Genomic DNA, 11,562 nt, shown 5'->3' on the forward strand with positions numbered 1-11,562 from the left:
GCCCGCAGTACGTCACGCCATCGTCGATCTCATCCTGCGGCCGCGGGCTCAGCGGTGCCCGTACTGCAGAAGACAAATCCTTGAAAAGTCGCTGCACAAACAAGTTCTGCCAAAGTAGTGCTAGCTAGTTCGATGCCAGTGCCGTCTTGGCGACCTCGGCCATCCAGCCGGATGCGACAGGAAGGATCGCGTCGTTGAAATCGTAGCGCGGGCCGTGCAGCTCCGCGCCCTCGCGCAATTCGCCATTGCCGATCCAGACGAAGGCGCCCGGCCGCTGCTGCAGGAAGTAGGCGAAGTCTTCGCTGGCCATGCTCGGCGGGAGATCGCCGCGCAGGCGGGCTTGCACCTTCTGCGCGGCGATGCGCGCGATGTCCGCTTCGTCGGGGGTGTTGATGACCGGTCCGACGCCGTGGACGAATGTCGGCGTGACCCTGACGTCAAAGCTTGTCGCGACGCCGGCGCAGATCTGCTCGATCCTGTCGACGATGGCATCCCGCACCGGCATGCGGTTGGTGCGCAGCGTGCCCTTGATCTCGACCTGTCCGGCGATCTGGTTCGGCGCGGTGCCGCCCCGGATCATGCACAGCGAGAGCACGGCCGTATCGAGCGGATCGACGTTGCGCGCCACGATCGACTGCAGGGCAACGATCAAATGGCCGGCGGCCATTACGGGATCGCGCGAAAGATGCGGCAGGCCGGCGTGGCCGGCATGGCCCTCGATCGTCAGTGTTACCCGACCTCCGGCAGCCATGACGACGCTGTCGTGGACCGCGATGGTGCCCGCCTCGAGGCCCGGCCAGTTGTGGAAGCCGAACACCCGCTCCATCGGAAATCGGTCGAACAGCCCGGCGGCGACCATCGCGCGCGAGCCGCCATAACCTTCCTCCGCCGGCTGGAAGATGAAATCGACGGTGCCGCTCCAGCTCGTGTCGGCAACGAGCAGCGCCGCGGCGCCGAGCAGCGATGTGGTGTGGCCGTCGTGCCCGCAGGCATGCATCACCCCGGGAGTCTTCGAGGCGTAGGCCAGCCCCGTATCCTCGGTGATCGGCAGCGCATCCATGTCGGCGCGCAAGCCGACGCGGCTCCGCGCGTGCCCGCGCGTCAAGGTCGCGACGATGCCGTGGCCGCCGATGCCGGCCTCGAAGGGAATGCCGAGCTCGGCGAGCTTCTCCTGCACGAAGGCTGCGGTGGCCTTCTCCTGAAGCGACAGCTCCGGGTGCGCGTGAAGGTGCTGGCGCCACGCGGTCAGTTTCTGGTGCAGCTCGGGTGTCAAGGCGGGCGTCTCTCGCAAGGCGTCGGCTGCCGCCACCATAGCCGATTATCTGGCCGGTGCATCAAGCCGCAGCGAATGCCTCGCGTGCAGGAAAGTCCGCCGCCTACGGCGAGAGCTTCGCCAGCCCCTTCCAGTCGAAGCCGATGCCATGGCCCGGACGGTCTGGCGCCACGGCCATCCCTTCCTGAAGCACCAGCGGATGCTCGATGTATTTGTCCAGCCCGAAGCCGTGGGCCTCGAGGTAGGAGCGGTTCGGGCAGGCCGCGAGCAGGTGCACAGTGATGTCGTGGGCGCCGTGGCTGGTCACGGGCAGGTTGAAGGCTTCCGCCAGCCGCGCGATCTTCATGAAGGCACTGACGCCGCCGCAATTGGTCACGTCAGGCTCGGGATAGGATACCGCCCCGGTGACGATGTAGTTCTTGAATTCCCACAGCGAGCGCAAATTCTCACCCGCCGCGATCGGCACGCCGCCGGCTTGCATGATGCGGGCGTGGCCGGAGACGTCGTCGGGGATGATCGGTTCTTCGAGCCAGGTGAGGTCGAACGGAACGAAGGCGCGGGCGGCGCGGATGGCTTCCTCGACCGTCCACTTCATGTTGGCGTCCGCCATCAGCGGAAAACCGTCGCCGAGATGCTTTCGCATCGCAGAGACGCGTGCGACATCGGATTTGAGATCGGGCCGGCCGACCTTCATCTTGATGGCGCGAAAGCCTTTGGCGAGATTGCCGTCGGTCTGCTTGAGCAGGGCTTCGACCGAGAGATCGAGATCGATGCCGCCGGCGTAGCAAGGGACGCGCGCATCGAAGCCGCCGAGCAGGCGGAACAGCGGCAGCCCGGCGCGCCGCGCCTTCAGGTCCCACAGCGCGATGTCGAGCGCCGAGAGCGCCAGCACCGTCGGTCCGCCGCGTCCGCCATAGTGCAGGGCCCACCAGACGTGATGCCAGAGCGCCTCCGTGTCGTCGGCCTCGCGGCCCTCGACCAGCGCCGGAATCTCGCGGCTGAGGATGTCGGCGACAGCGCCGCCATTGCGGCCCACGGTGTAAGTGTAGCCGACGCCTTCGGCACCATCGGCATCGCGGATGCGGCAGGTGATCAGCTCGAATGCGGCGATCTCGCCATGGGTGCTGTCGGAGAGCGTGACGGGAAGGGGGATCCGGTAGAGTCCGGTCTCGATCTCTGCGATGCGTGCCATGTTTCCTTCCTGCGTTTTTCTTGCAGGCTAGGCCGGCAGGCGCCGCCAGGCAACCTCCTCGTGGTTCAACGATGGGCAAGCGCAGCGAAACCAATCAATTCACGCGCGGGGGTCATGGGTTTCGCACGCAAGCATCCGTCAACCAACGAGCTAATTATTAGAGCGTTTTCGAGCGAAGTGGATACCGGTTCGCGTAAAGAAAACGCGTCAAAACAAGAATCTAGAGCCCCCTTCCGATTCCATCGGAATGAATTGGCTCTAGTCCTGGTGTTTTTCCGAGGGGTCGAGGGCAAGCAAATCAGCGCCCTTGGTGCCGTGCTTTTCGAAGTCCGCAAGAATACCCGCATCGGAAAGATCGAGTCTTTTTGAATGCTTCCAGTCGTGTCGCGTCGTCTCGACCAGCCGTTTAATAACATGATTGGAATCAGTTTCGACGGCCAGCTCACGCCTGTCGTCAAAGCTGCCTGGTGTGAGGTTGATCGATCCGACGATCGCCCGCTCCTCATCGGCCAGCAGCATCTTGCCATGCAACTTCAGGTCTTTCAGCTTGTGAATCTTAGCCCCGACGTCATGCATGATCCGAAGACCGCCGATTCCCTCGATGAGTTTGTTCTTCTTTAGTTTATGGGCCGGTCGAGCCATGATATGAACTTGCACGCCACGCTTTATGGCTCGGACCAGCCGTTCGATGATCACCGTATCCTGATAGCGCTCGTTCTGGATCCAGAGCGTCTCCTTGGCGGAGTCGATAAAGCGCGCGATGCGTTCGCGCCCGTTGTTCGGGCACCAGATCAACTCAGACCCCGCACTGGGATGGAACTCCTGGTGTGCCCAATCGGCCTCGAAGCAATTCACCATCTCTGACACTTCGATCTTTTTGGTCGTGACAACCGCGTAATCGCGCGTTTCGGTCAGGTCGCGCGTTTCCCAATTCAAGGATTCGACGAAGCCCAGCTCGTCATCGATCACCATCGATTTCTGGTGAGTAATGGCGAAATCGGGACTGCTGTCCCGAACCTCGATGTCACCGTCGGTTAACTGTTTGCGCGCGCTTTCGTTCTCGCTCTGGCCGTCGCGGCGGGCCGGATTCAGCATGACGCGAACGTGGACGCCACGCTGTTTCGCCGCGATCACCGCCTTCAGCAGCGTCGGGTCGGTGAACAGGAACATCCGGATATTGAGCGAGCGCTTGGCCGCATTGATCGGATCGAGAATCGAGTTGACGGTATCGTCGGGAAGCACGATGAGGCTGTGCGACATGTTTCTGAATCTCCGGACCGAAACGGTGCGGTCACTAGACGGCTTTCGCGGAAGCCTGGTTCGAAATGTCGTATTGGATGCGATGAAGTTCGGCGTAAACCCCGTCCAGGGCGAGCAACTCGTCGTTCGAACCCTGTTCGACCACGACGCCATCTTTCAGCACGACGATCTTGTCGGCATTGGCGATCGTGCTGAGGCGATGGGCGATCATGATGACCGTGCGTCCCTTCATGAGTTGACGCAATGCGTCGATGACGAGGTGTTCCGATTCCGTGTCGAGCGCGGCCGTGGGCTCATCGAGAATCATGATGGGGCTGTTGCGGACAACTGCGCGGGCGATGCCGATACGTTGCCGCTGGCCGCCCGACAATGTGTCGCCTCGCTCGCCTACCATCGAATCGTAGCCATGCGGCATGGCGCTGATGAAATCATGAGCGTTGGCGACTTTCGCCGCGGCGATGATCTGTTCCTCGGTGGCGCCTGGGCAACCATAGGCGATGTTCTCGCGGATCGTTCCACGAAACAACACTGTCTCCTGAAGCACGAAGCCAACCTGCGCGCGCAGGGTCGCGAGCTTGTATGAAGAAACGTCCAGGCCATCTATCAGCACCCGCCCGCTGCTCGCCTCGTAGAACCGCGGCAGCAGACTAAGGACGGTCGATTTGCCGGAGCCGGTGGGGCCGACGAGACCTACGACCTGACCGGGCTCTATGTCGAAGCTTACTTCTCGCAGTATCGGGGCGTCGTCATATCCGAAGGTGACCTTATCGAAGCTGATGGCGCCCTTGACCCGTCCGGGATCGACGCCGTCCACAGGGTCGGTAATGACATCGTCAGCCGACAAAATCGTTTGAATCCGCTCCAGCGCAACGGTCGTCTGCGCGATCGTGCTGGTCATGCTCGCCAGGTCTTTTACCGGTTTGAAGAATTTGGCGAGGTAAGCGAGGTAGACGGTCAACGCTCCGGCCGTCAATGTGCCCGCAACGATCAAGGACGTTCCCCTCCAAAGGACGATGCCGGTGCAGATCGCAACGACAACGCTCACCGTCGGCGACATCAGGGATTTGATCTGGCGCGCCTTCAGCGCAGCTTCCACGGTGGCGTGGCTTGCGGCCTCCAGGTGCGCTATCTCGAGGTCCTGCCGGCCAAATGCCTTTACCGCACGGACCGATCCAAGTCCCTGCTGTACGACGGCGACAATCTCGCTCTGCCGGGCACGCACGGTTCGCGTCACGTCCTTCACAGCTTTCTTGAAGTGAAAGAGAAACACCAGCAGAAACGGCACAAGTGCGACAGCGATCAGCGTGAAATCCCAATCCAGATAGAACATCAATCCCAGCATAAACAGGATCGTGATCAGGTCGACGACGATATCGAGGGTCGAGGACGATGCGAAATTCTGGATGGTTGCGACATCGCTGGTGATCGTGGACATCAGGGTCCCGGTCTTGACGTTGTCATAGTAGCGCAGCGAAAGACGATGCAGATGCGAGTAGATCTGGACGCGCAAATCGTTGGCAACCCATTGGCCGACGCTGGTGGTGTAGTAGTTGTCGATGTAGGTCGCGATCGCGCCAACGAGGGCGATGAGCAGGGTTGCGACGCCGGCAAACAGCGCGACGCCTGCGGTGTGTTGTTCGAGCCCATAATCGTGCGCCCAGGCCAGCCAGTCCGGCAATCGGTGCCGTCCCAGGGCGTCATCGAGGACCAGCTTTAGCGGCCAGGGCGCCGCCAGGCTCGTTGCAACCTCAATCAGCATGGCGGCGAAAACGATGAGGAGCCAGCTCCGATACGGCCTGAGCAACCCCAGAACCATCGAGGTGAGCTTTTTTCCCTCGTGCGGCTTCTTGAGCGCCACGGCGGCGCCCGAAACGATGGCGGTGGCAATCGCCTTCAGCAACATGTCGGTTACGGCCTCCAACTTCGCACGATCATGCGCGTAACGAACCTGCGCCGCTATGCAAAAACCGACAAACCAGAAAAGGTGACCACGAGCGGTCTCGGCCCCGACAAAAAGGCTGCTCGTTCCCGTCGCAGGTCGCGCGGAGAAAAACACGTCGCGCTCGTGGCGGGCGGTGATCAAGTCAATTCACTAACCTGGCACGACAATTGGCCGAGGGGGCAGGCCAGCGCGAGGCGCGTCCAAGCGACGCTATTGTAGCGTCGCGTTGATCGTGATGACTGTCGAGCCGGAACCTGTCTGACTCATGCCGGTCGCCTGAATGGAAAAACTATCGCCGCCGCTGTATCCAGCTTGCGAGGTGTAGAGAAAAGAGGATGCATCGAGTTGTTGCAAGGTGCCGTGTGCCGGATTCTGTGAAACGCCAGAAGTCTGTATTGCGCCGTTTATATTGACGGTGAGCAGGCAACCACTGCCGGAAGGGATCTCGATATAGCCTATTGAGTTAAAGCCCCAGCCCGCCGGTGGTGATCCTGACACGACGCACTGAGGAACATTTTGGGCAAGCGCGGTCGCCGTTGCAGCTACCAGGCACAACGTAGCTGCAACCAGCACTGAACACGCTCGAGTCAAATGTGTCTCTGCATACTCCACCAAGGTCCGGCCGAACCACCACACGGTCGCCGGCCCTCGGAGAAATATTCCAATCCGCTCTGCTCGCTATGCAATTTCAGCCGAAGCCGCGATTTTGTCCTTTCGGTCGCTGCAAATAGATGCCGGCGTCTTGTTCGATTGGTCGAGCACGGAGAGGCGTTGCCTGCCTGACGCAAGCATAGCCGCCGTTTAATGGTTGCTACCGACTGCGCGCTGTGGACGGCCTACCGCATCGTTGCGAGCTGCAGCGCCAGCGCGCAGGCGCGGTCGTATTCGTCGAGATTGATCCACTCGTCGATCGTGTGCGCCTCGTTCTGCCCGGCGCCGAAGGTCACGGTCGGAATGCCGTGGCGGACCATCCAGTTCGCATCCAGGCCGCCATTGGCGGCGCGGACGTTCGGGGTGCCGCCGACCGCGGACACCGCCTCGATCGCGCGTTTGACGACGGGCAGGCTCTCCTTCATGCGGAACGGATAATAGTCGGTCTCGGCCTTGAATTTGACGCGGCCGGATTTGCCTTGCGCGTTCGTCACGCGCTTGGCCGCCTTCTCGAACGCGGCCTTATAGGCCTTCGTGATCTCCTTGAAGAACTTGCCGCCGTGGCTGCGGCTTTCGCCGCGCACATGCACGTAGTCGGTGACGACATTGGTGGCATCGCCCGCGGGGCGGCCCTCGCCGCCGGTGACGGGACCGACATTGCTGGTGCCCTGCCGCTTGCCCTTCACCACCTTGCCGAACCAGCCGCCGGCCTTCACTTCGGCAAGCGCCAGCGCCATGATCATGGTCGACGAGATGCCGCGCTCAGGCGCGACGCCGGCATGCGAGGCGCGGCCGAAGATCTCGACGTTCCAGCGATCCGCGCCGACGGCGCCGATGACGACGTTGGAGGCCGAGCCGCCGTCATAGTTGAAGGCCATCGCCGGCGATCCGAGCTCCTCCAGCTTGACGTGGCGTGCGCCGTAGAGCCCGCTTTCCTCGCGCACGCAGAACAGCAGCGTGATCGGCGGATGATCGAGCTTCTGCTTTTCGAGCTCGGCGGCCAGCGTCACCAGCACGCCGCAGCCGCAGCGGTTGTCGCCGCCGAGCGCGGTCTTGGCCTCGTTGACGATCTTGCGCCCCGACTTCTTCGGCCTGGCGCCGGCGCAGAGCGGCACGGTGTCCATGTGGGTCATGAACATGATCCGCTTCTGGTTATGCAGAGCGCCGCGGCCGGGCAGGTCGACGATGAGGTTGCCCGTCTCGGTCGGCACGGGAATGCGGGTGTTGGCGTCGTCGAGCCGGATCGCCTTCGCCGGCACGCCGCTTTCCTTCAGCGCAGCAATGAGTTCACGCCCGATCGCCGCCTCCTGTCCGGTCACTCCCTCGACGGCGAGGAAGCGCATGAGGCGATCGGTGGCGGCTTTTGTGTCGACAGGCATGGACTTCTTCATTCCCCCCGGTATACGTTGCGCCTCAGCATCTCCTGCGGCGCGCCGTTGTGCAAGGGGCTCAGACAGTCCGTGTGTAAGCCAGCCAGCTTGTAGGATGGGTAGAGCGAAGCGAAACCCATCGACCCAACACACGCCGATGATGGGTTTCGCTGCGCTCTACCCATCCTACAAAGTTAGACGGTCCGTGTGTAAGCCAGGAAGACCAGCGTGCCCACGACAAGCGCTGCGGCCATGAACAGCAGCACTGCCGGCAGCCCGGCCAGCGCCGCGACCGCGCCGGTGACCGACTGCATCAGCGCCGCGCCGAGGAAGAAGGCGAGGTTGATCGCCGCGAGCGCCTTGCCGGTCGTTTGCGCGTCGACGAGCTGCCGGGACATGCCGAACAGCAGCGGCTGGGCGGAGGTCGCAAGACCGATGAGGATGAACAGCACGAGGTCGTATTGCGGCGGCATCACGGGAACGCCGAGCAGCACGGAGACCGCATAGTGTGGCGCGCCGAGCGCCATCAACGCGAGCAGCAGCCCTCCGACGAGGTGCGTGCCGGCCACTAGCTCGCGGCGGCGGCCGACCCTGCGGTCGATCATGCCGATGCACAGGGGGCCGGCGATCATCGCCAGCGTGAACAGGCCGAGCTGGTTGCCGGCCTCGACCCGGGACAATCCCTTGACTTGCATCAGCCACGGCCCGCCCCACAGGCCGCGCAGCACCAGCGAGGTCGCAAGCGACACCAGCGCAAGCGCGATCAGGCCGCGCAGCGGACGCGAGAAGCCGAGCCGCAACACCTCGATCATCTGCGATAGCGGTGAGGAATCATCCTTGTGCTCGGCCGGCTGGTTCGGCACCAGCATGAACACGGCAAGCGCGACGAGGACGCCGCCGAGCGCCGAGATCCAGAACCCGGCGCGCCAGCCGTAATGATCGACCACGAAGGCGAGCGGGCTCGACGACAGCAGCATGCCGATATTGCCGATCGAGAGGATCGCGCCCGACCACAGGCCGAACCGCGCTGCCGACAATTGCTTGGCGGCCAGCGTCATCGGGCACATCAGCATGCCCGAGGTGGCAACGCCGAGCAGCACCTGCCCGACCGCGAAGCTTTCGGGCCCGGTCGCAAAGCCCGAGGCGATGGCGCCGACCACGGTTCCCGCGAGCAGGCTGAGCGACACCGGGCGCACGCCGAACCGGTCCATCGCCGCGCCGACCGGAATCTGCGCGGCGGCAAAGGCGAAAGGATAGACCGAGGTGAGGCTCGCCAGCGCCTGCGGCTCCATATGGAAATCCGCCGCCATCAGATCGAGGCTGACCGCCGGGATTGTGCGCAGCAATGTCGAGAGCATGTGTCCGCAAGCGAGTGCGAGCAATGCAAAAATCAGCGCGCGGGTGCCAACTCCCGCTTCATCCGTGGCAACCGCAGTCATCAGCGTCCTGTCCCGGCAAGGGTTTCGGCCGGGTTACACGATTGGGGGAGGCGTGCCAATGGCGGGAGGGGGCGTGTTCGTGCAGGGGCGACCAGACGTGGTGGCAGAGGTCTGCGGCGTGGTTTCCGATTGCTTTTGTTCGGGCAAATCCGGAGACTGTAAATCGGAAAAGCCGCGAGATGCGCCAGCATCTGGAAGACGGCTTCCGCTTTGGGGAGAACACCATGATGCGTTATTCGTCTGCGTCGCGCAGCCTGTTGCTGGCCGGCGCTTTCTTCGGTGCATTCACGCTTTCCGCCGCGGCGCAGCAGCCCGCCAGTCCACCCGCCGCCGGCGCCGCACCTGCGGCTCAACCGCTTCCTCCCGGCTCCCCCTTGATCGGGCGTCCCGATAGCGAGGCGGCGGCCAAGCTCGCCCCCGTCGCGCCGCCGCCGCTCCCGGCCGCAGCCGATAAATTGCCGCTCGCCAAGCTCAAGGTGCCCCAAGGATTCAACGTCGAGGTCTATGCCTCCGGCATGGCGAATGCACGCTCGCTCGCGCAGAGCGACAAGGGCACGGTGTTCGTGGGCAGCCGCCTCGTCGACAAGGTCTATGCCATCGTCAACAAGGACGGCAAACGTTCAGTCAAGGTGATTGCTTCCGGCCTCTATCGTCCAAACGGCGTCGCCTTCAAGGACGGCACGCTCTACATTGCCGAACTCTCGAAGGTCTCCAAGATCGACAAGATCGAGGACAATCTGGACAACCCGCCGAAGCTGACCGTCATCTACGACAAGCTGCCCAAGGACGAGGCGCATGGCTGGAAGTTCATCGCGATCGGTCCCGACAACAAGCTCTACGTCCCGGTCGGTCAACCCGGCAACAACGTGCTGCACGACGCAGATCACGGCCAGATCCGCCGCATGAATCTCGACGGCTCCGGCGCCGAGGTCTACGCGCTCGGCGTGCGCAACACGGTCGGCTTCGACTGGAATCCCGAGACGAAGCAGCTCTACTTCACCGACAACGGTCGCGACTGGCTATCGGAGACGGTACCGGAGGACGAGCTCAACCGCGTCACCAAGGCTGGTGAGGATTTCGGCGCGCCGTTCTGCTACCAGGGCAACATCATCGACCAGGAGCTCGGCTGGGGCAAGAACTGCAAGGACTATACCGCCCCGGTCGGCCTGATGGGCCCGCACACGGCGGCGCTCGGCATGCGCTTCTACACCGGCAACATGTTCCCGACATCCTACAAGAACGCGATCTTCGTCGCGCGCCACGGCTCCTGGAACAAGTCGCAGAAGCAGGGTGGTGACGTCGTTGTCGTCAAGCTGAACAAGGACGGCACTGTGAAATCGATGGAGCCGTTCCTGACCGGCTTCCTCGAGGACAACAAGTATGTCGGCCGTCCCGTCGACGTGATGCTGATGAAGGACGGCTCTCTGCTCGTCTCCGACGACTGGAACGGTGCGGTCTACCGCATCACCTACGGCAAGCAGAAGGTCGTGGCGCAGTAAGTCATAACCACACCGTCATTGCGAGGAGCCACCCGGTCCCGCCTCTGGCGGGCCGGATGACAGGCTCCGCGACGAAGCAATCCATATCTCCGCGAGGGCGCTATGGATTGCTTCGCGGAGCCTGTCATCGGGCCGCGCTTTGCGCGGACCCGTTGGCTCGCAATGACGGAATCTACCGGAAGGGGCCAATGCAAAAAACCACGATCGTCGCTCTGGCGCTTGCCTCGATTGCATTCTCTGCAAGCGCAGAGACCATCCAGGAGCGAGCGGCGCCATGCCTGGCCTGTCACGGCGAGCGTGGCACGTCGGAGACCGGGAACACACCATCGCTCGGCGGTCAGCAGGCGCCTTACGCGCTGATCCAGCTCTTCATGTTCCGCGAGAAGCTGCGCGTCTTCGAGCCGATGAACGAGATGGTGAAGTCGCTGACGGACGACGATCTGCGCACCTTCTCCGATTTCATCGCCATACTGCCGAAGCCGGCGGCGCCGGCTGATGCCGCGGATGCAACGCGGATGGCGCGCGGAGAGGCGTTGGCGAAGCAGAACCGTTGCAACACCTGCCACAATACAGATTACTCCGGGAAGGAGAACGTGCCGCGCATCGCCAACCAGCGCGAAGATTATCTCGCCAAGACTCTCGTCGAGTACAAGGACAATACCCGCCACGGCTATGATGCCACCATGGCCGATGTGATGCAGACGGTCAGCAAGGAGCAGGTCGCCGACCTTGCTCACTATATCGCCCATTACCGCTGACATCGGGGCGGGCCAGGGCGTGTACTCATAATCCGCGCGCGGGTGATGGCGATGTCCGCTTTACCCTCGATTGTGTTGCAAAACTCCGGTTGAGGCGACTCGCGAACCGTGATTCCGTTGGTTTGAGGCGGCATTTGCGGGAGCAGCGGATGTTAGGGCGGCAGGAGAGCGGTCAGGG

General features: G+C 62.9%; 9 protein-coding genes. 2 read left to right on the forward strand and 7 right to left on the reverse strand.

Annotated features, from left to right (window positions below):
* Window positions 1-124: 124 nt before the first annotated feature.
* The 7 genes from AC629_RS31110 to AC629_RS31140 form a co-directional block, all read right to left on the reverse strand.
* Window positions 125-1,273, reverse strand: a complete 1,149-nt coding sequence (locus tag AC629_RS31110) for an amidohydrolase (RefSeq protein ID WP_084808665.1) — start codon at window positions 1,271-1,273, stop codon at window positions 125-127.
* 103 nt (window positions 1,274-1,376) lie between these two features.
* Window positions 1,377-2,465, reverse strand: coding sequence for a mandelate racemase/muconate lactonizing enzyme family protein (locus AC629_RS31115; protein WP_084808660.1), 1,089 nt, complete (start codon window positions 2,463-2,465; stop codon window positions 1,377-1,379).
* 258 nt (window positions 2,466-2,723) lie between these two features.
* Complete coding sequence (locus tag AC629_RS31125) at window positions 2,724-3,725, reverse strand: phospholipase D-like domain-containing protein (RefSeq protein WP_084808662.1); 1,002 nt, start codon at window positions 3,723-3,725, stop codon at window positions 2,724-2,726.
* 34 nt (window positions 3,726-3,759) lie between these two features.
* Window positions 3,760-5,628: an ABC transporter ATP-binding protein gene (locus AC629_RS31130; protein WP_210419131.1), complete on the reverse strand. Its 1,869-nt coding sequence runs from the start codon at window positions 5,626-5,628 to the stop codon at window positions 3,760-3,762.
* A gap of 249 nt (window positions 5,629-5,877) precedes the next feature.
* On the reverse strand, window positions 5,878-6,240 hold the full coding sequence (locus tag AC629_RS45780) for an Ig-like domain-containing protein (RefSeq protein WP_143199575.1): 363 nt from the start codon (window positions 6,238-6,240) through the stop codon (window positions 5,878-5,880).
* 263 nt (window positions 6,241-6,503) lie between these two features.
* Window positions 6,504-7,697 (reverse strand): M20/M25/M40 family metallo-hydrolase, encoded by a 1,194-nt coding sequence (locus AC629_RS31135; RefSeq protein WP_084808667.1) that lies wholly within the window; start codon window positions 7,695-7,697, stop codon window positions 6,504-6,506.
* A 185-nt stretch (window positions 7,698-7,882) separates the two neighbouring features.
* Window positions 7,883-9,127: an MFS transporter gene (locus AC629_RS31140; protein WP_084808663.1), complete on the reverse strand. Its 1,245-nt coding sequence runs from the start codon at window positions 9,125-9,127 to the stop codon at window positions 7,883-7,885.
* 224 nt (window positions 9,128-9,351) lie between these two features.
* On the opposite strand from AC629_RS31140, the gene AC629_RS31145 reads away from it, so the two are divergent.
* Entirely contained in the window at window positions 9,352-10,626 is a 1,275-nt protein-coding gene (locus tag AC629_RS31145; RefSeq protein ID WP_210419132.1) for a PQQ-dependent sugar dehydrogenase, read from the forward strand.
* Between the two features lie 188 nt (window positions 10,627-10,814).
* Complete coding sequence (locus tag AC629_RS31150; protein ID WP_084808664.1) at window positions 10,815-11,384, forward strand: c-type cytochrome; 570 nt, start codon at window positions 10,815-10,817, stop codon at window positions 11,382-11,384.
* Window positions 11,385-11,562 lie beyond the last annotated feature (178 nt).

It is taken from the genome of Bradyrhizobium sp. NAS80.1 (assembly GCF_001908205.1).
Classification (GTDB): domain Bacteria; phylum Pseudomonadota; class Alphaproteobacteria; order Rhizobiales; family Xanthobacteraceae; genus Bradyrhizobium.